Annotated in this window: 24 protein-coding genes and 1 riboswitch; of the genes, 7 read left to right on the top strand and 17 right to left on the bottom strand. The window is 72.5% G+C overall.

Annotated features, from left to right (window positions below):
• Nucleotides 1-89 precede the first annotated feature (89 nt).
• Together ACIPSJ_RS36805 and ACIPSJ_RS36800 are read right to left on the bottom strand one after the other, a co-directional pair.
• Nucleotides 90-1166 carry a polyprenyl synthetase family protein gene (locus tag ACIPSJ_RS36805; RefSeq protein ID WP_401352460.1) on the bottom strand — a complete coding sequence of 359 codons (1077 nt, stop codon included), beginning with the start codon at nucleotides 1164-1166 and terminating at the stop codon, nucleotides 90-92.
• Nucleotides 1159-1434, bottom strand: a complete 276-nt coding sequence (locus tag ACIPSJ_RS36800; RefSeq protein WP_365686392.1) for a polyprenyl synthetase — start codon at nucleotides 1432-1434, stop codon at nucleotides 1159-1161. Before ACIPSJ_RS36800 ends, ACIPSJ_RS36805 begins: the two co-directional genes overlap by 8 nt.
• A 449-nt stretch (nucleotides 1435-1883) precedes the next feature.
• Here ACIPSJ_RS36800 and recA point away from each other — a divergent pair, with 449 nt between their 5' ends.
• From recA to ACIPSJ_RS36785, 3 genes are all read left to right on the top strand, one after another.
• On the top strand, nucleotides 1884-3011 hold the full coding sequence (gene recA / locus ACIPSJ_RS36795; RefSeq protein ID WP_359223995.1) for a recombinase RecA: 1128 nt from the start codon (nucleotides 1884-1886) through the stop codon (nucleotides 3009-3011).
• A gap of 4 nt (nucleotides 3012-3015) precedes the next feature.
• Nucleotides 3016-3945 carry a recombination regulator RecX gene (gene recX / locus ACIPSJ_RS36790; protein WP_359223997.1) on the top strand — a complete coding sequence of 310 codons (930 nt, stop codon included), beginning with the start codon at nucleotides 3016-3018 and terminating at the stop codon, nucleotides 3943-3945.
• A gap of 109 nt (nucleotides 3946-4054) precedes the next feature.
• A complete protein-coding gene (locus ACIPSJ_RS36785) occupies nucleotides 4055-6583 on the top strand; it encodes an FtsX-like permease family protein (RefSeq protein ID WP_401352549.1) in 2529 nt (842 codons plus the stop codon).
• A gap of 20 nt (nucleotides 6584-6603) precedes the next feature.
• Here the strand turns inward: ACIPSJ_RS36785 and ACIPSJ_RS36780 are convergent, their stop codons facing one another.
• On the bottom strand, nucleotides 6604-6993 hold the full coding sequence (locus ACIPSJ_RS36780) for a VOC family protein (RefSeq protein WP_359223999.1): 390 nt from the start codon (nucleotides 6991-6993) through the stop codon (nucleotides 6604-6606).
• A 100-nt stretch (nucleotides 6994-7093) separates the two neighbouring features.
• Here ACIPSJ_RS36780 and ACIPSJ_RS36775 point away from each other — a divergent pair, with 100 nt between their 5' ends.
• Nucleotides 7094-7879: a TetR/AcrR family transcriptional regulator gene (locus tag ACIPSJ_RS36775; protein WP_401352456.1), complete on the top strand. Its 786-nt coding sequence runs from the start codon at nucleotides 7094-7096 to the stop codon at nucleotides 7877-7879.
• Between the two features lie 122 nt (nucleotides 7880-8001).
• Here ACIPSJ_RS36775 and ACIPSJ_RS36770 read toward each other — a convergent pair whose 3' ends face one another.
• From ACIPSJ_RS36770 to ACIPSJ_RS36735, 8 genes are all read right to left on the bottom strand, one after another.
• Nucleotides 8002-8412, bottom strand: a complete 411-nt coding sequence (locus ACIPSJ_RS36770) for a rhodanese-like domain-containing protein (protein WP_401352454.1) — start codon at nucleotides 8410-8412, stop codon at nucleotides 8002-8004.
• Nucleotides 8409-8960 carry a cysteine dioxygenase gene (locus tag ACIPSJ_RS36765; protein WP_401352452.1) on the bottom strand — a complete coding sequence of 184 codons (552 nt, stop codon included), beginning with the start codon at nucleotides 8958-8960 and terminating at the stop codon, nucleotides 8409-8411. Before ACIPSJ_RS36765 ends, ACIPSJ_RS36770 begins: the two co-directional genes overlap by 4 nt.
• A gap of 64 nt (nucleotides 8961-9024) precedes the next feature.
• The gene (locus ACIPSJ_RS36760) at nucleotides 9025-9096 is read right to left on the bottom strand and encodes a putative leader peptide (RefSeq protein ID WP_311737274.1); all 72 of its coding nucleotides are present in this window, start codon (nucleotides 9094-9096) and stop codon (nucleotides 9025-9027) included.
• A 105-nt stretch (nucleotides 9097-9201) separates the two neighbouring features.
• Entirely contained in the window at nucleotides 9202-10830 is a 1629-nt protein-coding gene (locus ACIPSJ_RS36755) for an FAD-dependent monooxygenase (protein ID WP_401352546.1), read from the bottom strand.
• A gap of 235 nt (nucleotides 10831-11065) precedes the next feature.
• Nucleotides 11066-11974: an amino acid ABC transporter permease gene (locus ACIPSJ_RS36750; RefSeq protein WP_359224008.1), complete on the bottom strand. Its 909-nt coding sequence runs from the start codon at nucleotides 11972-11974 to the stop codon at nucleotides 11066-11068.
• Nucleotides 11971-12636 carry an amino acid ABC transporter permease gene (locus ACIPSJ_RS36745; protein ID WP_355721304.1) on the bottom strand — a complete coding sequence of 222 codons (666 nt, stop codon included), beginning with the start codon at nucleotides 12634-12636 and terminating at the stop codon, nucleotides 11971-11973. Before ACIPSJ_RS36745 ends, ACIPSJ_RS36750 begins: the two co-directional genes overlap by 4 nt.
• A 75-nt stretch (nucleotides 12637-12711) precedes the next feature.
• Nucleotides 12712-13548 (bottom strand): glutamate ABC transporter substrate-binding protein, encoded by an 837-nt coding sequence (locus ACIPSJ_RS36740; RefSeq protein WP_359224011.1) that lies wholly within the window; start codon nucleotides 13546-13548, stop codon nucleotides 12712-12714.
• Nucleotides 13549-13595: 47 nt separating this feature from the next.
• Entirely contained in the window at nucleotides 13596-14372 is a 777-nt protein-coding gene (locus ACIPSJ_RS36735) for an amino acid ABC transporter ATP-binding protein (RefSeq protein WP_355721298.1), read from the bottom strand.
• Nucleotides 14373-14637: 265 nt separating this feature from the next.
• Here ACIPSJ_RS36735 and ACIPSJ_RS36730 point away from each other — a divergent pair, with 265 nt between their 5' ends.
• Nucleotides 14638-15324 carry a response regulator transcription factor gene (locus ACIPSJ_RS36730; protein WP_355721295.1) on the top strand — a complete coding sequence of 229 codons (687 nt, stop codon included), beginning with the start codon at nucleotides 14638-14640 and terminating at the stop codon, nucleotides 15322-15324.
• A 9-nt stretch (nucleotides 15325-15333) separates the two neighbouring features.
• A complete protein-coding gene (locus ACIPSJ_RS36725; protein WP_401352448.1) occupies nucleotides 15334-16767 on the top strand; it encodes an ATP-binding protein in 1434 nt (477 codons plus the stop codon).
• A gap of 33 nt (nucleotides 16768-16800) precedes the next feature.
• On the opposite strand, the gene ACIPSJ_RS36720 is transcribed toward ACIPSJ_RS36725, so the two are convergent.
• Entirely contained in the window at nucleotides 16801-17799 is a 999-nt protein-coding gene (locus ACIPSJ_RS36720) for a TAXI family TRAP transporter solute-binding subunit (protein WP_401352446.1), read from the bottom strand.
• Between the two features lie 90 nt (nucleotides 17800-17889).
• On the opposite strand from ACIPSJ_RS36720, the gene ACIPSJ_RS36715 reads away from it, so the two are divergent.
• Nucleotides 17890-18300, top strand: a complete 411-nt coding sequence (locus tag ACIPSJ_RS36715; protein ID WP_359224020.1) for a MazG nucleotide pyrophosphohydrolase domain-containing protein — start codon at nucleotides 17890-17892, stop codon at nucleotides 18298-18300.
• 7 nt (nucleotides 18301-18307) lie between these two features.
• On the opposite strand, the gene ACIPSJ_RS36710 is transcribed toward ACIPSJ_RS36715, so the two are convergent.
• The 5 genes from ACIPSJ_RS36710 to ACIPSJ_RS36690 form a co-directional block, all read right to left on the bottom strand.
• Nucleotides 18308-19747 carry a hypothetical protein gene (locus ACIPSJ_RS36710; RefSeq protein WP_401352443.1) on the bottom strand — a complete coding sequence of 480 codons (1440 nt, stop codon included), beginning with the start codon at nucleotides 19745-19747 and terminating at the stop codon, nucleotides 18308-18310.
• A gap of 192 nt (nucleotides 19748-19939) precedes the next feature.
• Nucleotides 19940-20299 (bottom strand): DUF6204 family protein, encoded by a 360-nt coding sequence (locus ACIPSJ_RS36705; RefSeq protein WP_401352441.1) that lies wholly within the window; start codon nucleotides 20297-20299, stop codon nucleotides 19940-19942.
• A gap of 79 nt (nucleotides 20300-20378) precedes the next feature.
• On the bottom strand, nucleotides 20379-20930 hold the full coding sequence (locus tag ACIPSJ_RS36700; RefSeq protein ID WP_401352439.1) for a histidine phosphatase family protein: 552 nt from the start codon (nucleotides 20928-20930) through the stop codon (nucleotides 20379-20381).
• Nucleotides 20931-21016: 86 nt separating this feature from the next.
• The gene (gene metE / locus ACIPSJ_RS36695; RefSeq protein WP_401352436.1) at nucleotides 21017-23326 is read right to left on the bottom strand and encodes a 5-methyltetrahydropteroyltriglutamate--homocysteine S-methyltransferase; all 2310 of its coding nucleotides are present in this window, start codon (nucleotides 23324-23326) and stop codon (nucleotides 21017-21019) included.
• Nucleotides 23327-23498: 172 nt separating this feature from the next.
• Nucleotides 23499-23716: riboswitch (cobalamin riboswitch) on the bottom strand.
• Nucleotides 23714-24457, bottom strand: a complete 744-nt coding sequence (locus ACIPSJ_RS36690; RefSeq protein WP_401352544.1) for an IclR family transcriptional regulator — start codon at nucleotides 24455-24457, stop codon at nucleotides 23714-23716. It overlaps the preceding riboswitch by 3 nt.
• Between the last annotated feature and the right edge of the window lie 60 nt (nucleotides 24458-24517).

The raw sequence follows: 24517 nt of genomic DNA, 5'->3' as shown, positions 1-24517 counted from the left end.
TCGTCTTCGCGGGCGGGAGAACACGGGCGGGAGAACACGGGTGGGACAACGCGGGCGGGAGAACGCGGGCGGGAGAAGGGGCAGCGGCGTCAGGACCGGCGGACCGTGGCCGAGTGGGCCAGCGCGGTCAGGGCACCGGCGGCCGGGGGCGGCACGTCCAGGTCGTGCAGGGCGTCGAGCGCCGTCGCCACCCGCGCGCCGATCATGGCCTCGATCCGGTCGGGCGCCCCGAGCCGGCACATCACCTCGCGGACCGCGTCCAGGCCGTCCGCGTCCAGGTCACGGCTGCCGAGCAGCGCGCCCAGCCGCTCCCGGTCGTCGTCACGGGCGAGCCGCCAGGTCTCCGCGAGCAGGGCGGTGGGCCGGTGGCCGCGCACGTCGTCGGCGTTGGCCTTGCCGGTGTGCTCCGGGGCCCCGAACAGGCCCAGCAGGTCGTCGCGGAGCTGGAACGCCTCGCCCAGCGGCAGCCCGTACGCGGAGTACCCCTCACGCAGCCGGTCACCGGCCCCGGCCAGGGCGCCGCCGATCAACAGGGGCTGCTCGACGGTGTACTTAGCGGTCTTGTAGCGGATCACCTTCAGCGAGGCCGTGGTGTCCGGACCGGCCCCCGTGCGCAGGATCTCCAGGCACTCGCCGGCGATCAGCTCCCGGGCCAGCACCGACCACAGGGGGCGGGCCCGGGCGAGGTAGGCGGCGGGCAGTCCGCAGGTCGCGAACAGCTGCCCGGCCAGCGACATCAGCAGATCGCCCACGAGCATCGCCAGCGCCCGCGCGGTGTCGATCGTCAGCGCCCGCGCGCTGTCGTCGGCGCCCGCGCGGTCGCGTACGGCGGTCCGCAGGGCGATGTGCGCGGTGGGGCGGCCGTGCCGCAGCGGGCTGTCGTCGATGAGGTCGTCGTGTACGACGGCGGCGGCGTGCACGAGTTCCATGGAGGCCGCCGCCCGTACCAGCGCGTCGCTGTCCGGCTGGCCCACCGCACGCCAGCCCCAGTAGCAGAACGCCGCCCGCAGCCGCTTGCCGTCCGCGACCGCCGCCTCCAGCTGCTCGGCCACCGGGCCCAGCAGCGGGTCGACCGCAGCGAACCGGTCGGCCTCCTCGGCGACGAAGCGGCGCAGTACCTCGTCGACACGGCTCTTGAAGACGGCCGGATCCCACCGGTCAGTCATCGGCGGAGGTCCGCCGGGCGAGGGCGTGCCGGGCGAGGATCTCCAGATGGGCCGGGGGGACGCTCGCGTACCGGTCCAGGACCAGGCGCCCCCGCGCGGTGAGGTCGTGCTCGGCCTCCGCCGCCAGCGCGGCCGTGTCCGAGCGGCGCAGCAAGCCGCGTAACGTCCCGAAGGCGGTGCCCACCGTGCTCACCGCCAGGTCGGCGAGCCCCGCCGCCAGCAGCAGGGCCTGCTCGTCCAGGCCGCGTCGTCCCGTCCCACGTGTCATGCGTTCTCCCCACCCACGGCACCCGGCGGCGGCGCCGCTCACCGGCCGCCTCTTCGAGCATCACGGCACGGAGGCCGCGGGCATGCGGAAACTCACGATCGGGTGAACGCCGTTTCGGGCATCGCGGGGCACGTGGCGAGCACGCTGCCGTGCCGTGCGCCGTGAACGCCCGCTCCCGACCCGTGCGCCGGGGAGTGCGCGGTGGGTGTGCGCGGTGCGGGGAAGTACGGGAGTACCGCGTGGTGCGCTTGACACGAAAATCGAACATCCATTCTTATGGAGGCTCCGGCGGAACTCACGACGGGGATTCCAGCGGTAGTTGGGAACGGTTTCGTCCGTTACGTCCCCGAGTTATCCACAGGCCGGACCGGCGTCGGGGCGCATTGTCAGTGGCAGGCGTTAGCGTCTTTGACGTGAAGCGATCGACTCAAGCAAACCGGGTGGAACCCATGGCAGGAACCGACCGCGAGAAGGCGCTCGACGCCGCGCTCGCACAGATTGAACGGCAATTCGGCAAGGGCGCGGTCATGCGCATGGGTGACCGGACGAAGGAGCCCATCGAGGTCATCTCGACCGGTTCGACCGCGCTCGACGTCGCCCTCGGTGTCGGTGGCCTGCCGCGCGGCCGCGTCGTGGAGATCTACGGACCGGAGTCCTCCGGTAAGACGACCCTGACCCTGCACGCCGTGGCCAACGCGCAGAAGGCGGGCGGCCAGGTCGCGTTCGTGGACGCGGAGCACGCCCTCGACCCCGAGTACGCGCAGAAGCTCGGCGTCGACATCGACAACCTGATCCTCTCCCAGCCGGACAACGGCGAGCAGGCCCTGGAGATCGTGGACATGCTGGTCCGCTCCGGCGCCCTCGACCTCATCGTCATCGACTCCGTCGCCGCGCTCGTCCCGCGCGCGGAGATCGAGGGCGAGATGGGCGACAGCCACGTCGGTCTCCAGGCCCGTCTGATGAGCCAGGCGCTGCGGAAGATCACCAGCGCGCTCAACCAGTCCAAGACCACCGCGATCTTCATCAACCAGCTCCGCGAGAAGATCGGCGTGATGTTCGGCTCCCCGGAGACCACGACCGGTGGCCGCGCGCTGAAGTTCTACGCCTCGGTGCGACTCGACATCCGCCGCATCGAGACCCTGAAGGACGGCACGGAGGCGGTCGGCAACCGCACCCGGGTCAAGGTCGTCAAGAACAAGGTCGCACCGCCCTTCAAGCAGGCCGAGTTCGACATCCTCTACGGCCAGGGCATCAGCCGCGAGGGCGGCCTGATCGACATGGGCGTGGAGAACGGCTTCGTCCGCAAGGCCGGCGCCTGGTACACGTACGAGGGCGACCAGCTCGGCCAGGGCAAGGAGAACGCGCGCAACTTCCTCAAGGACAACCCCGACCTGGCCAACGAGATCGAGAAGAAGATCAAGGAGAAGCTGGGCGTCGGTGTCCGCCCGGAGAAGCCCGCCGCCGAGCCGGGCGCGGACGCGGCCACCACCGCGGCCACGGACGACGCGGCGAAGACGGTGCCGGCCCCGGCCGTCGCCAAGGTCACCAAGCCCAAGGCCGCCACCGCCAAGAGCTGACGCCGTGACACGACGAACCGACTGGGCCGACCACGAGTACACGTCCCCCGGTGCCCCACGGGGGAGGGGCGCCGGGGGCGACCCGGGCTCCGCCGGGGACGGCGGCGAGGCCCACGGCACGGGCGGCGACGGGTACGGACGGGACGGCGAGGCCTACCCGGGGGCGCGCAGGCGCCGCCGCGGTGGTGCCGCACGGGGGAGCGAGAGCTCATACGGGCGTGACGGCTCGTACGAGGACGACGGTCTGCCCGCTTCGTACGGCGGTGTGTACGAAGACGGCACGCACGACGGCCCGGACGGGCCCCGCGGACACGGATCACCCGGCCGTGGCCCGCGGAAGTCCGGGACGCGCCGTCGGCGTGGCTTCGGGGAGCCGTCCGGTGAGGACGGGGGTTCCTCCTCCTTGTCGAGGGCCGAGCAGGGGGAGCCTCCGGCGGACCCGGCTGAGCGGGCGCGGGCGATCTGTCTGCGCCTGCTCACCGGGACGCCACGCACCCGGAAGCAGCTCGCGGACGCCCTGCGCAAGCGGGAGATCCCGGACGAGGTCGCCGAGGAGGTGCTGTCGCGGTTCGAGGAGGTCGGGCTGATCAACGACAGCGCGTTCGCGGACGCCTGGGTGGAGTCCCGGCACCACGGCCGGGGGCTGGCCCGGCGTGCCCTCGCCCGGGAACTGCGGACCAAGGGCGTCGAGCCCTCGCTCATCGACGAGGCCGTCGGGCAGCTCGACTCCGAGCAGGAGGAGGAGACCGCGCGCGAACTCGTCGCCCGCAAGCTCCGCTCCACCCAGGGCCTTGACCGGGACCGGCGCATCCGCCGCCTCGCCGGCATGCTCGCCCGCAAGGGATACGCCGAGGGCATGGCGCTCAGGATCGTCCGGCAGGCCCTGGAAGAAGAGGGCGAGGACACGGAGTTCCTGGAGGGCGGGGACTTCTGACGGGCCGTCGGCCGGGCGGTCGGTCACGGCGAGGGTGGGGATAACCCCCTTCCAAGACGCCGGACCACCGCAGTGCCCGGGCACCTGCGGGTGGACGACCGTGTACGCCATGATGCTGCGCTACGCCCTCAAGACCGTCCGCGCCCGCAAGGCCGGGTTCCTCGGCGCCTTCGTCGCCCTGCTGTGCGCGGCCGCGCTGATCTCCGCCTGCGGCACCCTCCTCGACACCGGCCTGCGCGGCACGATCCGCACCGAGCGCTGGGCGGCGGCCCCCGTCGTGGTCTCCGCCGACCAGTACGTCCACCGCACCACCGTCAAGCACAAGCACGGCAAGACCAAGGTCAAGCACAAGGCGAAACCCATCGCCGAGCGCGCCTGGCTGCCGGCCGGGCTGGAGAGCAGACTCGCGCGCACCCCCGGAGTCGCCCGGGTCGTGCCCGAACTGACCTTCCTCGCCCAGCCGTCGACCCCGGCCGGCACCGGCGGCCGTACCGCCTACGGGCACGCCTGGGAGTCCGCCGTGCTCACCCCGTACCGGCTGGTCTCCGGTGCCGCCCCGAGGGCCGCCACCGACCTGGTCGTCGACCGCGACCTCGCCGCGCGCGCCCACCTGGCGCCCGGTGACACACTCACCGTGCAGTCGACGCGGGCCCCGCGCGCCTACCGGATCACCGGGATCGCCGCCCCGGCCACCGGCGTCGGCCACCAGACGTCCCTCTTCTTCTCCGCCGCCGAGGCCCGCAGGCTGGCCGCGCACCCCGGGCAGGTCACGGCGTTCGGTGTGCTGCCCGAGCACGGCACCGACCCGGACCGGCTGAAGCAGGCCGTGGCGCGGGCGCTGCGCGGCACCACCGCCCAGGTCTCCACCGGCGACGCCCGCGGCCCCGTCGAGTTCCTGGACGCGGCCGCCGCCCGGGTCCGGCTGGTCAGCATGGGCGCCGCCATGGGCGGGACCTCGCTGCTGGTGGCGATCCTGGTGGTCGTCGGCACCTTCGCGCTCACCGTCCAGCAGCGGCACCGCGAACTCGCCCTGCTGCGCGCCCTCGCCGCCACCCCCGGCCAGATCCGCCGGCTGCTCGGCCGAGAGGCGCTGATCGTCGGCGCGGTCGCCGGCACGATGGGCGCGCTCCTCGGGCTGCCGCTCGGTGCGTGGCTGCAGAGCAGGTTCGTCGCCCTGGGCGCCGTACCCGCCACGCTTCAGCACACCACCGGCGTCTTCCCGCCGTTCGCCGCGCTCGCCGCGACCCTGGCCGGTGCCTGGGCCGCCGCCCGGATCGCCTCCCGGCGCATCACCCGGATCCGGCCGACCGAGGCGCTGGCCGAAGCGCGGGTCGAGCCCGCCCGGGTCGCCTGGGGACGGATCGCCGCCGGTCTGCTGCTGCTCGCCGGCGGGGTCGTGCTCGTCGTGCTGCTCACCTCCCTGCGTACCGAGCCCGCGTCGACCCCCGTCACCTTCCTCGCCGTCGTGGTCCTCTCCACCTCCGTCGCCCTGCTCGGCCCGCTGCTGGTCAGGGCGGCCGTGCTGCTGCTCGCCGGACCGCTGCGGCTCACCGGTCACGGCGGCCGGCTCGCCACCGCCAACCTGCGCGGCAACGCCGCCCGGATGGCCTCCGTCGTCACCCCCCTCACCCTGCTCATCGGCATGACCTGCACCGTGCTGTTCGTCCAGTCGACCCTCGGCGACGCCGCCCGCGCCCAGGCCCGCGCCGGAGTCACCGCCGACTGGGTCGTCGCCGCCCAGGGACCGGGCGTACCGGCCGCGGCGGCACGGCGATTGCGCACGGACCACGACGCCGTCACCGAAGTGGTCCGCACGACCGTCCGCGTCGGACTCGACAAGTACCCGGCCCAGGGGGTCACCCCCGAGGGCCTCGCCCGCACCTGGGACCCCGAGGTCACCGCCGGCTCCCTGGACCGCCTCACCGACCGCACCGTCGCCGTCAGCGAAATCGCCGCCGATCAGCACCACTTGAAGCCGGGCAGCACCCTGAGCCTCACCCTCGGCGACGGCACGCCCGCCACGCTCACCGTCGCCGCCGTCTACGCCCGGGGTCTGGGCTTCGGCGACCTCACCTTCGCCCACGACCTCGTCGTGCACCACGTGGACAATCCGCTCGCCTCCTCCGTCCTCGTCAGCACAGCCCGTACACAGACACAACTCGCGACTACGCTCCGTGAGTTCCCGGGGCTGCGGATTCTTTCGCCGGCCGCCGCCGACTCCCTCCAGGCCGACCGGCAGCAGGACAACGCCGAGGTCAACTACCTGGCCATGGGGCTGGTCCTGGCGTTCACCGCGATCGCGGTCGTCAACACGCTCGCGATGTCGGTCGCCGAGCGGGTCCGTGAGTTCGCCCTGCTCAGGCTGGCCGGGGCCACCCGCCGCCAGGTGCTGCGGATGCTGCGCACCGAGGTGCTCTCGGTGCTGACGCTGGCCACGGCCCTCGGCAGCGGCATCGCGCTCGCCGTCCTGACCGCGTTCAGCGTCGGTATGACGGGCCGGGCCGCGCCGACGGTCACGCCCTTGCTGTACGTGACCGTCGTCGCGATCGCCGCGCTGCTCGCGCTGGTGGCCGCGGCGCTTCCCGGGCGGGTGGCGCTGCGGGTGCCCGCGGTGACGGTGGCGACGGCGAGGGACTGAAGGGCCGGGGGCGGGTCGGCTCAGTGGCCGTCGGACGCGTTCCAGTCGACGAGCTGGACGATGACGCCGTTGGGGTCGGTGACCTGGAAGGCGCGTTCGCCCCAGGGCTCCTCGCGCAGCGGCATCGTGATCGTGACGCCCTCGGCGGTCAGGCGGGCCAGTTCGGCTTCGAGGTTGTCGACGACGAAAGCGAGGATCACCCCGTCGGCGTGGTCCTCGCGCTGGTCCTCGGGGAGCGAGGCGAGTCCGCGCCGCAGGTAGACGACGTTCATCCCGGCGTCGTCGCGGGCCAGTGACGCGAACCCGTCGGCGGCCGTCTCCTCGCGGAAGCCGAAGTGTTCGGTGAGGAAGGCGCTGGAGGCCACGACGTCGTCGACGTTCAGGGAGACGGCGGAAGCGGTGATCGGCACAGGCACTCCTTGGTCGGGGAAATTACTCTGTACGAGGTACAGTGTACTACGTACAGAGTAAGTGGCGAGGGGGCGGCGCTTCGTGGGGGAGGATGACGGAATGCCTCTCGACCGAAGCGGTGCCGGTGATCCGGCCCGCTCCCTGGAACTGCTCTGGCGGATCCCCGCCGCCCCGCGACGCGGACCGCGGCAGCGGCTGGACATCGACACGGTCGTCGATGTCGCCGTCGGGCTGGCGGACGCCGAGGGGCTGGACGCGGTCACCATGCGCCGTGTCGCGCAGCAGCTGGGCGTGGTCCCGATGACGCTCTACACCTATGTGCCGGGCAAGGCCGAGCTGCTGGACCTCATGCTGGACACCGCCTACCTGCGGATGTCCCGGGCCGACACCGCCGGCCGGCCGTGGCGGGTCCGGCTGGCCGCGGTGGCCGAGGAGAACCGGGCGCTGTTCGACGCGCACCCCTGGGCGGCGGCGGTCTCCACCGGCCGCCCGCCGTTGGGGCCGGGGATGATGGCCAAGTACGAGCACGAACTGTCGGCGCTGGACGGGCTCGGGCTCGACGACGTCGAGATGGACGCCGCCCTGACCTTTGTGCTCACCTTCGTCCAGGCCAACGCCCGCTCGGCGGCGGAGGCGCGCGCCGCCCGGCAGGACAGCGCGATGGACGACGAGCAGTGGTGGGCGGCCAACGCCCCGCTGCTGGAAAGGGTGCTGGACCCGCGTGCCTATCCCACCGCCGCCCGGGTCGGCACGGCGGCGGGCACCGCGCAGGGTGCCGCGTACAGCCCCGGGCACGCCTGGGAGTTCGGGCTCGGCCGGGTGCTCGACGGGCTCGCCGCCCTCATCGACGGCCGCGCGGCCCCGACCGGCACCGGAGCGCCGTAGGCGTGGGGGAGCCAGGACGGCTCGGGGACTGGAGGGCGGCCGGGCGGATCGATGGCTGGAGGGCGGCCGGAGGACCCGACGGCTAGAGGACTAGAGGACTAGAGGACTAGAGGACTAGAGGACTAGAGGGCGACCGGTAGTCCTGCTGCCTTCCATGCCTGGAAGCCGCCTATCAGGTCCGTCGCCCGGTGCAGGCCCAGCTGGTGCAGGGAGGCGGCGGCGAGGCTGGAGGCGTAGCCCTCGTTGCAGATCACCACGACCTGGAGGTCGTGGCCGGTGGCCTCGGGGGTCCGGTGGCTGCCCTGGGGGTCGAGCCGCCACTCCAGCTCGTTGCGTTCTATGACGAGGGCGCCCGGGATCACCCCGTCCCGCTCGCGCAGTGCCGCGTACCGGATGTCGACCAGCAAGGCGTCCCCGGTCCGCGCCGCTTCGTGCGCCTCCTGCGCCTCGACGCGCCGGTAGCCCGCGCGCACCCGGTCCAGCAACTCGTCGATGCCCACCGGCTGTTGCTCCACCTGCTCGGTGCCGCTCACTGCCAGTCCTCCGGGCGCTCGACCTGCTCCAGGCGGAGCACCGGGCCGCTGCGGCTGTAGCGGCGGATCCGGGGCAGCGGCGGGTAGTAGGCGTGGACGGAGATCGCGTGGTGCTCGGTGGACTCGTTGAACACCTCGTGGACATGGTCGCGGCCGAAGGAGCGGCCCTTTCCGGCGGGCAGTCGGCGCTCTCGGTCGACGCCCTCGGAGAGCTCCAGGGTCTTCCAGCCGTCGGTGGGCAGCCGGGTGGCGAGCGAGTTCTCGTGCAGTTCGCCCGCGGCGGTGAGGAAGGCGCCGACCGACTCCGCGTGGTCGTGCCAGCCGGTGCCGCTGCCGGGTGGCCAGCCGATCAGCCAGGCCTCGCTGCCGGCGGGGCCGTCGAGCCGTACCCAGGTGCGGCCCTCGGGGTCGAGCGGGAGCGAGGAGATCAGCTCGGCGTCGACGGCCGTACGCCGCACGAAGTCGAGGAGGTCCGCCTGGGTGGGCGCGGCGCCGGGCGCGGAGGCGGAGGGAGAAACGGACGAGGAAAGAGAGGCAGACACGTGCACCGTTCCTGATGAGGGTTCGCAGAAAGGGGCGCAGAGGGCGCCCGCAGAGAGGTGAGATGCGAAATCAGCAGGACGGAAGACACACGCAGCCCGCATAGCGGACGAGGTCCACATGGACCTTCCGCCACAGGCGCACAGTGGTGTCGTTCACGATCCGGAGTACACCACGCCGGTGCACACCGGTCAACTCACCGTCAGGATGTGGACCGCGCGGCCACCACAGGGGGTCACCGCGCGGGGATCACCGCGCGGTGGAACCGGCCTCGGCCTCCGCCTCCGTCTCCGTCTCCGTCTGCTCCGTGTCCTTCCCGCCCAGCGTCGCCTCGGCCGCCGCGTACAGATCGGCCGGGCGGACCCCGTTGAGCGCGGTGACCAGGTGGCCGTCGGGGCGCACGAGCAGCACGGTGTGCGCCGGTGCGCCCGGGTACGCCTCGGCGACCAGCAGTTCGGCGCGGTGCGGCAGCGCGGTCACGGCCGCCGCCAGCCGGGGCATGATCCCGGCGGAGACCCAGTGCTTGCGGTCCCACACCCCGGTGCCGGGCGCGATGAGGACGACGAGCAGCGCGCCCCGGCCGAGCCGCGAGCGGAGTCGCACGAAGGTGCCGTCCTCCGCGGTGACCCGGACGTCGGTGACCGGGGACCCGGGCGGGGTGTCGACCGGGAGCTCGTGCTCCAGGTGCCGGGGCGCCAGGGGCGAGTCGGCGTACGCCCCCGGCGCACCGAGCGGGCCGTGCCCCAGGTGACCGTCGATGAGGAGCGCGTCGTGCCCCCGGGATGCGCCGGGGACGATGCCGCGCAGCCCGCCACCGCCGCGCAGCACCGGCAGCACCTGGTCGGCGGCGCGCAGCCGGGCCGCCACCACCGCCCGCCGCTCGGTCTGGTAGCTGTCGAGGAGCGCCTCGTGCGGGCCGTGGTGCCAGGCCGGGGCCAGCTTCCAGGCGAGGTTGTCGACGTCCCGCAGCCCCTCGTCCAGCCCGTGCGTCCCGAGCACCCCGAGCAGGTGCGCCGCGTCCCCGGCGACGAAGACCCGGCCCACCCGCCAGCGGCGGGCCAGGCGGTGGTGCACGGTGTGGACTCCGGTGTCGAGCAGGTCGTACGGCGGTGTGGGGCCGCCCGTCCAGCCCGCGAGGGTCTCGCGGATCCGGGCCACCAGGAGCTCGGGCGTGACCAGGTCCTTGCCGGGCGGCAGCAGCCAGTCCAGGCGCCACACGCCGTCCGGGAGGGGGCGGGCGGTCACCTCCCCGGCCGGGGGCCCGGACATCCGCCACGGCGGGGTCCGATGGAGCAACGCCTGACCGGGCCACGGAAGTTCCGCGCGCAGCGCGGCGACCGCGTGCCGTTCCACCGCGGTACGGCCCGGGAAGCGGATGTCCAGCAGCTTGCGCACGGTCGAGCGCGGGCCGTCGCAGCCCACCAGGTAGCTGCCCCGCCACCAGGTGGCCCGGGGGCCGCGGGTGTGCGCGGTGACGCCGGAGCGCTCCTGCTCGATCGTGTCCAGACGGCTGTCCGTGGCCACCTTGACCAGCGGTTCGTCGGCGATCGCGGCACGCAGCGCGTTGGTCAGCACATGCTGCGCGAGGTGCAGCGGAGACGGTTCGGCGGCGTCGTCGAAGACGACCTCGCGCATCACCTGCCGGCGCCGCATCGACCGCCAGCCGGTCCAGCGCGCGCCCAGGTCGTCCAGCGGGGCGCCGCTCAGCCGGACCACCAGGGCGGCGGTGTCCTCGCGCAGCACCACCGTGCGCGCGGGGCGCGGCTCGTCCTTGCCCGGGCCCTCGTCCAGGACGACGGACGGCACCTCCTGGCGGGCCAGCGCCAGGGCGAGCGTGAGCCCGACGGGCCCCGCTCCGACGATGATCACCGGGTCCACGGCGCGGCGCCCCCTGCCCGTACGCAAGTCCCGACGGACATGGATGAACAAGTGGTTGGAGCAGGGTGCACGATCACAGAACGTATGCAACAGACTGGGCGCCACCCGGTCAAGCGGCGCACCCGGGGACACGTCAGCATGGCGGGCGCGCGGGTGCCGTGGCGCAAGGGAAAACGGCGGAGGCAGCGGTCGTACGGCCGCTGCCTCCGTGCGTGTCGCGCGGGTTGACCGAGGGTCAGGCGGAGGCTCCGGTGCCGAAGGAGCCGCCGACCTCGGCCGCGTTGAGCTCCTCGACGTCGTCCGCGCCCAGCACCGCGCCGGTGCCGCGCTTGCTGCGCCGCAGCCGGCCCTCCAGCCAGCTCGCGAAGGTGGTGAGGGTGAAGTTGAGCGCCACGAAGATCACCGCCACGATCGTGAAGCTGGCGATGGTGTTCGCGCCGTAGTACGAGCTCATCGGGGAGACCGAGGCCAGCAGCTCGGGGAAGGTGAGGACGGCGCCGCCGAGCGCCGTGTCCTTCACGATCACGACGAGCTGGCTGACGATCGCCGGGAGCATCGCGGTGACCGCCTGCGGGAGCAGGATCGACGTCATGATCTGGGTCTTGCGCAGGCCGATCGCCTGCGCCGCCTCCGTCTGGCCCTTCGGCAGGGCGAGGATGCCCGCCCGGACGATCTCCGCGAGCACCGAGGCGTTGTACAGCACCAGGCCGGTGACCACCGCGTACAGCGGACGGTCGTCGGAGCTGACGCCGGTGTACTCGGCGAACAGGGCGACCCCGAAGATCATCAGGATCAGCACCGGGATCGCGCGGAAGAACTCCACGACCACGCCGGCCGGTATCCGCACCCAGGCATGGTCGGACAGGCGTGCGATGCCGAAGACGGCGCCGAGCGGCAGCGCGATGAGCATGGAGAGGGCGGCCGCGATCAGGGTGTTCTTCAGACCGGGCAGGATGTACGTGGTCCAGGCCTCGGAGCCGGCGAAGAAGGGCTTCCACTTCTCCCAGTCCAGCTGCCCCTTGTCGTCCAGGCTCCGGTAGACCCACCAGACCACGGCCACGGCGGCGACCAGGAACACGGCGGAGTAGACGATGTTGCGCCGCTTGGCCCGCGGGCCCTGGGCGTCGTACAGCACGGAGGTCATCGCTTCACCGCCACCTTCTTGCCCACCCAGCCGAGGATCAGACCGGTCGGCAGCGTCAGGCACACGAAGCCGAACGCGAAGACCGCGGAGATCAGCAGGAGTTGTGCCTCGTTCTCGATCATCTTCTTCATCAGCAGGGCCGCCTCGGCCACCCCGATCGCGGCGGCCACCGTGGTGTTCTTGGTGAGCGCGATCAGTACGTTGGCGAGCGGGCCGATCACGGAGCGGAACGCCTGCGGCAGTACCACCACGGTCAGTACCTGGGTGAAGCTCAGCCCGAGTGCGCGGGCCGCCTCCGCCTGTCCGACCGGCACCGTGTTGATGCCGGACCGGATCGCCTCGCACACGAACGCCGAGGTGTAGGCGATCAGACCGAGCACGGCGAGCCGGAAGTTGATGGTGTCGAAGTTGTCGGCGCCCAGGCTGATGTTGAGGGTCTGGTTCAGGCCCAGTGAGGTGAACAGGATGATCACCGTCAGCGGGATGTTCCGCACCACGTTGACGTAGGCGGTGCCGAAGCCGCGCATCAGCGGCACCGGGCCGACGCGCATGCCGGCCAGCAGGGTGCCCCAGACCAGCGAACCGGCGGCCGAGAGCAGGGTGAGCTGAACCGTCACCCAGAAGGCCCCCAGCAGGTCGTAACCTTCAAGAAAGTCGAACACGATGTCCCGCGCTCCCGCTCGTGGTCGGCCCCGGCGCGCCGCCGTCCGGCGACGGCGCACCCGTCAGGCGCTGCTTCAGCTCTTGACGTCGCCGATCTTCGGCGCGGGCTCGTTCTTGTAGCCGGCCGGACCGAAGTTCTTGTCCACGGCCTTCTGCCAGGAACCGTCCGAGACCATCGACTCCAGGGCGGTGTTGATCTTCGCCTTGAGGTCGCTGCCCTTCTTGACACCGATGCCGTAGTTCTCGTTGGTCATCTTGAGACCGCCGAGCTTGAACTTGCCCTTGAACTGCGACTGCGAGGCGTAGCCGGCGAGGATCGAGTCGTCGGTGGTCAGCGCGTCGATGGCCTTGTTCTGGAGACCGGTCAGACAGGCCGAGTACGTCGGGTACTGCTGCAGGTCCGCCTTGGGCGCCAGCTTGTCCTTGACGTTCTGCGCCGAGGTCGAGCCGGTGACCGAGCACAGCTTCTTGCTGTTGAGGTCCGACGCCGACGTGATGGACGTGTCGTCGGAGCGGATCAGCACGTCCTGGTGGGCCAGCAGGTACGGACCGGCGAAGTCGACCTTCTGCTGGCGCTCCGGGGTGATCGAGTACGACGCGGCGATGAAGTCCACGTCACCGCGCTGCAGCATGGTCTCGCGGTCGGCGCTCTTGGACTCCTTCCACTCGATCTGGTCCGCGCTGTAGCCGAGCTTCTTCGCGACATACGTGGCGACGTCCACGTCGAAGCCGGAGTAGCCCTGCGGGGTCTTCTGGCCGATGCCGGGCTGGTCGAACTTGATGCCGACGGTGATCTTCTTGCCGCCGCCCGACGAACCGCTGTCGTCCTTGTCGTTGCCGCCGCACGCCGTGGCGGACAGGGCGAGCGCGAGCACGGCGGCCGAGGCGGCGGTGACCTTGCGGAGCTGCATGATGAACATCCTTTGAGTGGTGAAAGGTTGCTGGATCGCCGTGCGGGTCAGTGGTGCAGGATCTTCGACAGGAAGTCCTTGGCCCGGTCGCTGCGCGGGTTGCTGAAGAACTGGTCGGGTGCGGCCTGTTCGACGATCCGGCCGTCGGCCATGAAGACCACCCGGTTCGCGGCCGACCGGGCGAAGCCCATCTCGTGCGTGACGACGATCATCGTCATGCCGTCCCGGGCCAGCTGCTGCATGACCTCAAGGACCTCGTTGATCATCTCGGGGTCGAGGGCCGAGGTCGGCTCGTCGAAGAGCATGACCTTCGGGCCCATCGCCAGCGCCCGCGCGATCGCGACGCGCTGCTGCTGGCCACCGGAGAGCTGCGCGGGGTACTTGTCGGCCTGGGTGCCCACGCCGACCCGGTCCAGCAGCGCGCGGGCCTTCTCCTCGGCCTGCTTCCGCTCGGTCCTGCGGACCTTGAGCTGACCGAGCATCACGTTCTCCAGCACCGTCTTGTGCGCGAAGAGATTGAACGACTGGAAGACCATGCCGACGTCGGCACGGAGCCGGGCCAGCTCCTTGCCCTCCTGGGGCAGCGGCTTGCCGTCGATCGTGATCGTCCCGGAGTCGACGGTCTCCAGACGGTTGATGGTGCGGCACAGAGTGGACTTGCCGGACCCGGAGGGCCCGATCACCACGACGACCTCGCCGCGGGCGATCGTCAGGTCGATGTCCTGGAGCACGTGCAACGCGCCGAAGTGCTTGTTGACGCTCTTCAGGACGACCAGTTCGCCGGTCGCGGCCATGTCTTCCTCGGCCACCGATACTTCGGTCATCGCTATCGGGCTCCGTCCTCCTCGGTTTCGGAGGAATGTAATGAGAGCCGATGACCTGCGTCATTACATCTGAGGGAGATCTGAGCATCACGATCCGATAGCATTCGGACACGTGTCGTAGCAGTTGTGACCTGCCCGCATATCGGCCGGGTAACGGAAGCCGGCCCGCCGCCGGAACCCACTTGACGCCATCGGCGTCCATCAGCGTGACTGCCCTGATGCACGCACGCGCGGGCGTACGACCGCTGAACCGGAGGGGGCCGGGATGAGACTGCTGCTCGTCGAGGACGACAACCACGTCGCCGCCGCTCTCTCCGCGGTCCTGGCCAGACACGGGTTCTCCGTCACCCACGCGCGCAGCGGCGAGGAGGCCCTCCAGGCCCTCGTCCCCGACAGCGACGCCTACGACGTCGTCCTCCTCGACCTCGGCCTGCCCGACCAGGACGGCTACGAGGTCTGCGGAAAGATCCGCAAGCGCACCAGCACCCCCGTCATCATGGTCACCGCCCGCTCCGACGTCCGCTCCCGCATCCACGGCCTCAACCTCGGCGCCGACGACTACGTGGTGAAGCCGTACGACACCGGGGAACTGCTCGCCCGGATCCACGCCGTCAGCCGGCGCTCCCTCCACGAGGACGGCCCGGCCGGCGGCGACAGCGCGCTCCGGCTCGGCCCCGTCCACATCGAACTGCCCACCCGGCAGGTCAGCGTGGACGGCACGGTCGTCCAGCTCACCCGCAAGGAGTTCGACCTGCTGGCGCTGCTCGCCCAGCGGCCCGGCGTGGTCTTCCGCCGCGAACAGATCATCAGCGAGGTCTGGCAGACCAGTTGGGAGGGCACCGGCCGCACCCTGGAGGTGCATGTCGCCTCCCTGCGCGCCAAGCTGCGCATGCCCGCGCTCATCGAGACCGTACGCGGCGTCGGCTACCGGCTCGTCGCCCCGGCCGCGTAGCGGGGACGGGTGCGCACACGACTCCTCCCGCTGCTCATCGTCCTGATGGCGGCCGTGCTGCTCGCGCTCGGCGTCCCGCTCGCCGTCAGCACGGCCGCCGCCCAGCAGCAGAAGGTCGTCGTCGACCGGATCGACGACACCGCGCGGTTCGCCGCCCTCGCCCAGTTCGTCACCGACACACCCACCACCGCGCGGCCCATGCGCACGGACGACCGGCTGGAGACCCTCCGCCGCGAACTCGCCAGCTACTACGGCGTCTACGGCATCCGCGCGGGCGTCTTCTACCGCAACGCGTCCTCCATGGCCAACGCCCCCGACGACTGGGTGCTGCCGCGGACGGGCGAGGTCTGGGAGGCCTTCAACGAGGCGCTGCTCAGCCGCCGCAGCCACGACCCCGCGCAGGTGTGGCCCTGGCAGCGCACCCGGCTCGTCGTGGCCTCCCCGGTGATCCGGGACGGTGACGTCGTCGCCGTCGTCGTCACCGACTCGCCCACCGGGCCGATGCGTTCCCGGACCCTGCGCGGCTGGCTGCTGATCGGCGCCGGGGAGATCGCCGCGATGCTGCTCGCCGTCGGGGCGGCACTGCGGCTCACCGGGTGGGTGCTGCGTCCGGTCCGGGTCCTCGACGCCACCACCCACGCGATCGCGAGCGGCCGCCTCAAGTCCCGGGTCGCGGCGGCCGGCGGGCCGCCGGAACTCAGACGGCTGGCCCGGTCGTTCAACGAGATGGCGGACAACGTCGAGGACGTGCTGGAGCAGCAGCGTGCCTTCGTCGCCGACGCGTCGCACCAGTTGCGGAACCCGCTCGCCGCGCTGCTGCTGCGCATCGAACTGCTCGCCCTCGAACTCCCCGAGGGCAACGAGGAGATCGCCTCCGTCCGGACCGAGGGCAAGCGGCTCGCGCAGGTCCTCGACGACCTGCTCGACCTCGCGCTGGCCGAGCACGCCGAGGCGGACCTGATGCTGACCGACATCGGGCGGCTGGCGACGGAGCGGGTCGCCGCGTGGGCGCCGGCGGCCACGGCGAAGGGGGTCCGGCTGACCGGGGACTGCCCGCCGGTCACCGGGTGGGCGGACCCGATCACGCTGTCCAGCGCGTTGGACGCGGTGATCGACAACGCGGTGAAGTTCACGCCGGAGGGGGGCGTGGTGGAGGTGTCCGTGGCGGCCGACGGGGATCTGTCGACGGTCGTGGTGACCGACACGGGGCCGGGACTGACCGACGAGGAGCTGGCGCGGGTGGGGGACCGGTTCTGGCGGAGCGGGCGGCACCAGAACGTGAAGGGGTCGGGGCTGGGGTTGTCGATCAGCCGGGCGTTGCTGGCGGCGGGCGGGGGCGCGATCGCCTACGAGCACCATGAGCACGATGGGCAGCGGGGGCTGCGGGTGAGTGTTTCGGTGCCGCGGAGTGGGGACTTCTCGCGCAGTTCCCCGCGCCCCTGAAGGGGCGCTGCAGTCAGGGACGTCTCAAAGCTTTCAGGGTTTCACCGAGCGGTAGTAGCGGCGGGCGCCCTCCTGCAGCGGCAGGGGGTCCGTGTAGATGGCCGTGCGCAGGTCCACGAGTTGGGCGGAGTGGACGTGGGCGCCGATGTCGTCGCGGCTCTTGATGACCGTGCGGGTGAGCCACTCGGTGAGGCGTGGATCCATGTCCTTGCGGGTCATGAGGAGGTTGGAGACGGCGATGGTCGCGACGGTGGTGCCCTGCTGCACGGACGGGTACGCGGACTCGGGCATGTTGGTGGCCCGGTAGTAGAGCGCGGCCTCGCTCTCGGTGTGCAGCTTGGTGACGAGGGTCCCGTCGATCGGTACGAACGCGAAACGGAACTTCCTCGCGAGGTCCAGCAGCCCCTTGGTGGGCAGTCCGCCCGACCAGAAGAACGCGTCGATCTTGCCCTGCCGCAGCCGGTCCGGTCCGGTGTCTATGCCGTCGGCCATCGGCGTGATGTCCTGCGTGGGGTCTATCCCGGCCGCCCTGAGCACCCGGTTGGCGATGAGCCGCACGCCCGAGTTGGGCAGTCCTATCGCCACCCGCTTGTGCCGCAGCTGCGCGACGCTGGTGATGCCCGAGCCCTGGGGTACGACGAGCTGCACGTAGTCGTCGTAGAGCCGGGCCACCCCGCGCATCCGGTCCGCGCCCCGGCCGTGGTTCAGCTTGTACGTCTCCACCGCGTCGGCCGCCGCGATGGTGAAGTCCACCTTGCCGGTCGCGACCTTGCGCACGTTCTCGTACGACCCCGCGCTCTGGACCAGCTTCACCTTCAGCCCCGGCATGTCCTTGCCCAGCTCGGTGCGCAGCCGCACGCCGTACTCCTGGTAGACCCCGCGCAGCGTCCCGGTGCTGAAGGTGATCGTCCCGGTCGGCGGCTTCTCGCCCAGCGGCAGCAGCCACCACAGCAGCAGGCCGAACGCGACGAAGCAGGCGGCCGCGCCCTGGAGCGCGCGGCGCCTGCCGATACGGGGGAACACCTTGGACATGCGCGCGATCCTGCCAGCCGGTCACCGTCCTGACCAGGGCAGGGCGGCAGCGGGACGGGATTGTCGGTGGCGGCCGATAGAGTCGTCGGCATGACCAGCCCCTCGCCCGCCGACCTCGTCCGGGAGTTCCACCACGCCTTCGGTTTGGACGCCCGCACCACGCCGACCGAGGTCTCCGGCGAACTGGCCGCGCACCGGGGGGAGCTGCTCGCCGAGGAGGCCGCGGAGGTCGCCGAGGTGGCGGTCGAGGGGCCCCTCGACCGGCTCGCGCACGAACTGGCCGACGTGGTCTATGTGGCGTACGGCACCGCGCTGGTGCACGGGATCGACCTCGACGCGGTCATCGCCGAGGTCCACCGCTCCAACATGAGCAAGCTGGGGCCCGACGGGCAGGTCGCCCGGCGGGCCGACGGCAAGGTCCTCAAGGGCGAGCACTACCGGGCGCCGGACGTCTCGGCGGAGCTGCGCCGCCAGGGCTGGATACCCGGCGGCGCATCCTGAGCAGGGGTCAGAGCGAGCCGCCCGCCAGCTTCCACTCGCGGTGCAGGGCGCCCAGCGGCACGGTCCGCTCCAGCACCGGTGTGCCGAAGACGGAGAGCTGGAGGCGCAGGGCACCGGAGAGGTCGACTCCGCCGTAGAGGTTCCAGGTGCCCTGGGCGTCCGCGCCCGGGGTGGCCGAGGTGGCGGTGACCGTGCCGGTGGCCTCGCCGCGCAGATAGGGGGCCAGGTCGGCGGTGACGCCCACGCTGCCGTAGAGGCCGACGGAGGCCTCGGCGCCCAGCGCGGTCTTGACGTTCCCGCCGGTGGTCACCGACGTGCGCACCGGGGTGCTCGTCATGTCGGAGCTGCTCACCGGCGTCCAGCCCTGGGCCGTGCCGAAGGTGCCGCCCGCCTTGAAGTCGCCCTTGAGGCTCTGCTCCACGTCGACGGTGATCTTCCCGTCGCCACTGACCTGGAGGTAGCAGGTGAGGTCGAGGTTGACGACGACGGGGACCGGGCCGACCTGGAGGACCGGATCGGCGTGCACCTTGGCGAACGGGATGCGCAGCGGGGTGGCCGTGGCCGCCGCGACCCGGCCCTTGACCGCCCAGCCGGAGTCCCAGTCGCCGGACACGCCCAGGTAGGCGGAGCCGGGTGCGGAGCCGGTGCCCGCGCCGCCGTAGGCGAAGTCGACCTGCGGGGCGACCTGGACGAAGCCCGACACCGAGGCCGAGGCGGCGGCCGGAGCGCCCTCGGCGGTCGGCACCTCGGCGCTGACGTCCAGGCGGAGGCTGCCGAGCGGCACGGTGGCGCCCTCGGGGCCGACCCGCACATCACCCGACTTGGACCAGGACACCTTGACGTCGGGCAGCAGTTTGTCGACGTCGAAGGCGGCCGGGTCGACCGGCACGGTGCCCTTCGCGGTGTCGTCGCCGAGCAGGGCGTCCAGGGTGGCCGGCTCGGTCTGCACCTCGGTGCCCGCGCCGGTCTCGCCGATCACCTTGGTGACCTTGGCGAGCAGCCCGTCGGGGGCGCCGGGCGCGGGGGCGCTGGCGATGACGTCGCCGACGGCGGCCTGATGGGAGGAGGCCGAGGCCGAGGGGGTGGGGCCGGGGGAGACGGTCGGGGAGGGGGAGGCCGGTGAAGTGCCCTTGCCCGCCTTGGATATGACGGCGCGGCGGGTCTTGCTGTCGTATCTGCTGACGGTGAGGGTGGTCCGGTGGGCGGGCCGGCCCGAGCCCGCAGAACCGGCGGCGGTCGTGGTGGCGGCCGGCGCGGCGGCGACGGCGAGCGCCTGGCCGTCCGTGCGGGCGGCGGCGGTGGTGTCGTCGGAGACCCGGGCGGTCTCCTGGGCGCGGTCCCCGGCGGAGGTCTGGTGTTGCGGAGCGGAGCAGCCGGCGGAGAGGAGGAGGGCGGTCACGGCGAAGGCGGGCAGCAGGGCATGCCCGGGCCTCGTGCGTCTGCGCAAGGTCAGTCCTGGGAGTGGTGGGGGGTGACGAAGAGACACCGAACATGGCTACCGACGGGTAGTACCGGCCGGTAACTCGGTGTGGCCCCGAGCATGCCACGCCCGTGGACACCGGCCCTCCACAATTCGGCCACCTCCCGACGTGACCTGAACCACGGCGACTTCAGGCCGCCGTGGCCGTTTCCGTGAAGGTCAGCCCTGCTGCTGCGCGGCGGCCCTGCGCTGTCGCTTGCTCAGGGGTGCCTGGGAGAGGTCCTCCGCGCTGGAGCGGAGGTTCTTGTAGCCGTACCCGCGCTCGTCGAGCCATGCCCGGGCCGCCTCCTCGGCGCGCTCGGTCGCCACCAGGATGTCCTCCTCTTCCTCCCCGGTGTCCTGGAAGCGGAAGGTGAAGGCCGGGCGGGCGGCGATGTCGTAGCTGAGGTGGCCCTCGGGTGTGAAGGCCGCGTGCAGCACATCGTGGTCGGCGGCCCGGGACAGCAGTTCGGCGCGCTGTTCGGCGCCGAGTCCGTCGAAGACGCCGCGGACGGTGACGCGGAAGGTGCGGGTGGTCATGGCGCGACCCTAGGCACGGCGGAGCGTGTCGCTCCACCGCTTTTCCGGCCCCCCGCCGGAGGCCGATCGCCGGCGGGGGTCAGCCGCCGACCTGGCCGAGCCGAAGGTTCCAGCGCCCGGGCCCGCCGGTGACCTCCGTCGCCGCCAGCGGCGGGACGTCCACGCGCCAGAACGCGGTCTCGGGCGCCCCGAGCACGTGCAGCACCACCGCCCGCACCACCTCCGGCTCCACCACGGCGACCGTCCGACCGGCCGTCCGGCCCGCCGACTCCAGCCACTTGGCGACCCGCGCGCAGAACTCCCGTACCGATTCGCCCCCGTGCGGAGCGGCCCCCGGGTCGGACATCCACCGGACCAGTGCCTCGGGCTCGGCGGCGCCGACCTCCTCCAGGGTCCGCCCCCGCCAGCGGCCCGCGTCCAGGCCCGCCAGATCCGGCTCCGCCGAGGCGTCGAGGCCCAGCGCCACCGCCGTCTCCCGGCACCGCACGCTGGGCGAGCCGACCGCGCGGCCGGCGGCGGGCAGGTCCAGCGCCACCGCTGAGGGGTTCTCGATGGAGTCGCCGTCGTCGAAGCGGGCCCGCCGCAGCGAGGGGGTCATCGCCGGGGCTATCAGGATGACTCGGCAGGTCACGGGGGAGTTCCTCCTTGGACGTCCGTCTGCGGCGGGTGCCGGACGCGCCTGACAGTACGCGCTCCGGCACCCGCCGCAGGATCCGGCTACAGCTCCGCGCGCACCGACCGCGCCGCCGCGACCAGGTTCTCCAGGGCGGCCCGCACCTCGGGCCAGCCGCGGGTCTTCAGGCCGCAGTCGGGGTTCACCCACAGCCGTTCGGCGGGGATCGCCCGCAGCCCGGTCCGCACCAGGCCGGCGGCCTCGGCCGCGCTCGGCACCCGGGGCGAGTGGATGTCGTAGACACCGGGGCCGGCCTCGCGCGGGTAGCCGTGCGCGGCGAGTTCGCGGGCGATCTCCATGTGCGAGCGGGCGGCTTCCAGGCTGATGACGTCCGCGTCGAGGTCGTCGATGGCCCGGACGATGTCACCGAACTCGGCGTAGCACATGTGCGTGTGGATCTGGGTGTCCGGACGGACTCCGGCGGTGGTGAGCCGGAACGCCTCGGTCGCCCACGCGAGGTAGGCGTCCCGGTCGGCGTCCCGCAGCGGCAGGGTCTCGCGCAGCGCGGGCTCGTCCACCTGGATGACGGAAGTCCCGGCGGCCTCAAGATCGTTGACCTCGTCGCGCAGGGCGAGGGCGACCTGCCGGGCGGTGTCGCCGAGAGGCTGGTCGTCACGGACGAACGACCAGGCCAGCATGGTCACCGGGCCGGTCAGCATGCCCTTGACCGGACGGTCGGTGAGGGACTGGGCGTACGACGTCCAGCGCACCGTCATCGGCTCGGGGCGGGCGATGTCGCCGGCCAGGATCGGCGGGCGGACGTACCGGGTGCCGTACGACTGGACCCAGCCGTGCCGGGTGGCCAGGTAGCCGGTGAGCTGCTCGGCGAAGTACTGGACCATGTCGTTGCGTTCGGGTTCGCCGTGCACCAGGACGTCCAGCCCGGCCTTCTCCTGGAAGGCGATCACCTCCTGGACCTCGGCCCGCACCCGGTCCTCGTACCCGGCCGTGCCGATCCGCCCGGCCCGCAGGTCCGCCCGCGCGGTGCGCAGTTCGTCGGTCTGCGGGAACGAGCCGATGGTGGTCGTGGGCAGCAACGGCAGCCGGAGACGGGCGCGTTGGGCGGCGGCGCGCTGGGGATACGGGTAGGAGCGGCGGGCGTCGAAGGCGGTGACGGCCGCCGCGCGGGCCCGGACGGCGGGGTCGTGGGTGATCGGCGAAGCCGCGCGGGAGGCCAGGTCGGCGCGGTTGGCGGCCAGTTCGGCCGCGATCGTGTCGGTGCCCCGGGCGAGGCCCCGGGCCAGGGTGACGACCTCGGCGGTCTTCTGCCGGGCGAAGGCCAGCCAGCGCAGGATCTGCGGCTCGATGTCCCGCTCGGCCGCCGCGTCCAGCGGCACATGGAGGAGCGAGCAGGAGGCGGCGACGTCGACCCGGTCCGCCAGGCCCAGCAGGGTGCCGAGGACGGCGAGGGACGCGGACAGGTCGTCGACCCAGATGTTCCGTCCGTTGACGACCCCGGCGACCAGCCGCTTGCCGGGCAGCCCGCCGACGGCGGCGAGGGCGTCCAGGTTGGCGGCCGCCGCCCCGGTGAAGTCCAGCGCCAGCCCCTCGACCGGGGCCTTGGCCAGCACCGGCAGGGCCTCGCCGAGCCGGTCGAAGTAGGAGGCGACCAGCAGCCGGGGCCGGTCGGCGCGGGCGCCCAGTTCGCAGTAGGCGCGGGCGACGGCGTCCAGCTCGGCCGGGGTGCGGTCCTGGACCAGGGCGGGTTCGTCCAGCTGCACCCACTCGGCGCCGGCCGCCCGCAGGTCGGCGAGCACCTCGGCGTACACCGGGACCAGCCGGTCGAGGAGGGTGAGCGGGTCGAAACCGGCGGGCACGCCGGGCGCCGGCTTGGCGAGCAGCAGATAGGTGACCGGCCCGACCAGGACCGGCCGGGCGGCGAGGCTGAGGGCCAGGGCCTCCCGCAACTCGCCGACCTGCTTGGCCGAGTCGGCCGCGAACACCGTGTCCGGACCCAACTCCGGGACCAGGTAGTGGTAGTTGGTGTCGAACCACTTCGTCATCTCCAGCGGCGCGACGTCCTGGGTGCCGCGGGCCATGGCGAAGTAGCCGTCCAGGGCGTCGGCCTCGACGGCCGCCCGGTGCCGCTGCGGGATCGCGCCGACCATGACGGTGGTGTCGAGGACGTGGTCGTAGAACGAGAAGTCGCCGGTCGGCACCTCGTGGACGCCGGCCCCGGAGAGCTGCCGCCAGGTGCTCCGGCGGAGTCCGGCGGCGGTGGCCCGCAGGGCGTCGGCGTCGACCCGGCCCTTCCAGTAGCCCTCGATCGCCTTCTTCAGCTCCCGGTTCGGCCCCTGACGGGGGTAGCCGTACACGGTGGCCCGGGCCACCGCGGCTGTGGACTTGCTGGTCACGGAGATCTCCTTCGCGAGATGAATCCCTGAGATCCCGGACGACGGGACGAGAGCGCGAAGGGGTGACGAACCGGACGGCAGCGGTCGTACGCGGCAATGCCGGTACGCGACCGTCCGTCCGATGTGTGCGCCGACCCGCCCTCGAGGTCACCGGGATGTCCGCGCACGAGTGGTTCGCGCACGGGCAGGTGGCAGGTCTTCGGACTCGCGGGCACGCCCTCCTGACCGGAGGACACCTACTGGCCGTCGCTTCCCGGACCCGGTGGATCCAGTGCGTATGACGGCGTTCGTTCCCACTCACCGCTGCGGGGCAGTCCCGGATTCCCACCGGGTTCCCTCTTGCGACGTCCCGTCTGGCGGACGGGACGAACCAGCTGCGGCGCCAGCCTAGCGCGACCGGTCGGGGGTGCGGGGAACTGTCCGCAGCGCCCGCGACAGCCCCAGCGCCGCCGTCCGCACCGCCGGGGCCAGCTGCGCCGGGCGGAACCGGCCGCACGGCACGGCGACCGAGAGCGCCGCGACCGCCGTGGGACCGTCGAAGACCGGCGCCGCGATGCAGCTGACGCCCGGCGCGGCCTCTTCCTCCTCGTAGGCCAGACCCGCGACCTGGGCCTGCTCGACGGCGGTGCGCAGCCGCCCCGGGTCGGTGATCGAGTGCGGGGTGAGCCGGGGGAGCGGCGCGGCCAGCACCTCCTCCACCAGCTCGGAGCCCGAGAACGCCAGCAGCGCCTTGCCGACCCCCGTGCAGCTCAGGGGCAGCCGGCCGCCGATCCGGGACGGCAGCCGCAGCACGTCGTGGCCGTGGATCCGCTCCACGTAGACCACCTCGTGGCCCTCGCGCACCCCGAGGTGCACGGTCTCGTGCGTGGCCTCGAAGAGGTCCTGGAGGAAGGGCAGCGCGGCCTCCCGCAGATCCTGCCGGCGCGGCACCAGCGAGCCCAGCTCGAAGAGGGCCCCGCCCAGCCGGTAGGTCTCCGCGTCCCGTTCCAGCAGACCGAGCCGGACCAGGTCGGCGCAGAGCCGGAACACGGTCGTCTTGGGCAGCCCGGACCGTTCGACCAGTTCCGTCAGACGGAACGCGCCGCCGTCCGGCCGGTAGCAGTCCAGGACGGCCACGGCCTTGTCGAGCATGCTCCCCTGTGCGCTGTTCCGTGTCACGGAACATATTTTGCCCGGTCTCGCGGAGCCCGC

The sequence above is a fragment of the Streptomyces sp. NPDC090088 genome (assembly GCF_044747345.1).
Classification (GTDB): Bacteria; Actinomycetota; Actinomycetes; order Streptomycetales; family Streptomycetaceae; genus Streptomyces.
This window is presented reverse-complemented; position numbering and strand designations above follow the sequence as displayed.

What these genes read in the sequence shown, in the direction of transcription:
- ACIPSJ_RS36805 (WP_401352460.1), bottom strand. Translation starts at nt 1,166, where the DNA reads ATGACTGACCGGTGGGATCCGGCCGTCTTCAAGAGCCGTGTCGACGAG.
- ACIPSJ_RS36800 (WP_365686392.1), bottom strand. Translation starts at nt 1,434, where the DNA reads ATGACACGTGGGACGGGACGACGCGGCCTGGACGAGCAGGCCCTGCTG.
- recA (WP_359223995.1), top strand. Translation starts at nt 1,884, where the DNA reads ATGGCAGGAACCGACCGCGAGAAGGCGCTCGACGCCGCGCTCGCACAG.
- ACIPSJ_RS36785 (WP_401352549.1), top strand. Translation starts at nt 4,055, where the DNA reads ATGATGCTGCGCTACGCCCTCAAGACCGTCCGCGCCCGCAAGGCCGGG.
- ACIPSJ_RS36775 (WP_401352456.1), top strand. Translation starts at nt 7,094, where the DNA reads ATGCCTCTCGACCGAAGCGGTGCCGGTGATCCGGCCCGCTCCCTGGAA.
- ACIPSJ_RS36750 (WP_359224008.1), bottom strand. Translation starts at nt 11,974, where the DNA reads ATGACCTCCGTGCTGTACGACGCCCAGGGCCCGCGGGCCAAGCGGCGC.
- ACIPSJ_RS36740 (WP_359224011.1), bottom strand. Translation starts at nt 13,548, where the DNA reads ATGCAGCTCCGCAAGGTCACCGCCGCCTCGGCCGCCGTGCTCGCGCTC.
- ACIPSJ_RS36735 (WP_355721298.1), bottom strand. Translation starts at nt 14,372, where the DNA reads ATGACCGAAGTATCGGTGGCCGAGGAAGACATGGCCGCGACCGGCGAA.
- ACIPSJ_RS36730 (WP_355721295.1), top strand. Translation starts at nt 14,638, where the DNA reads ATGAGACTGCTGCTCGTCGAGGACGACAACCACGTCGCCGCCGCTCTC.
- ACIPSJ_RS36720 (WP_401352446.1), bottom strand. Translation starts at nt 17,799, where the DNA reads ATGTCCAAGGTGTTCCCCCGTATCGGCAGGCGCCGCGCGCTCCAGGGC.
- ACIPSJ_RS36715 (WP_359224020.1), top strand. Translation starts at nt 17,890, where the DNA reads ATGACCAGCCCCTCGCCCGCCGACCTCGTCCGGGAGTTCCACCACGCC.
- ACIPSJ_RS36705 (WP_401352441.1), bottom strand. Translation starts at nt 20,299, where the DNA reads ATGACCACCCGCACCTTCCGCGTCACCGTCCGCGGCGTCTTCGACGGA.
- ACIPSJ_RS36690 (WP_401352544.1), bottom strand. Translation starts at nt 24,457, where the DNA reads ATGCTCGACAAGGCCGTGGCCGTCCTGGACTGCTACCGGCCGGACGGC.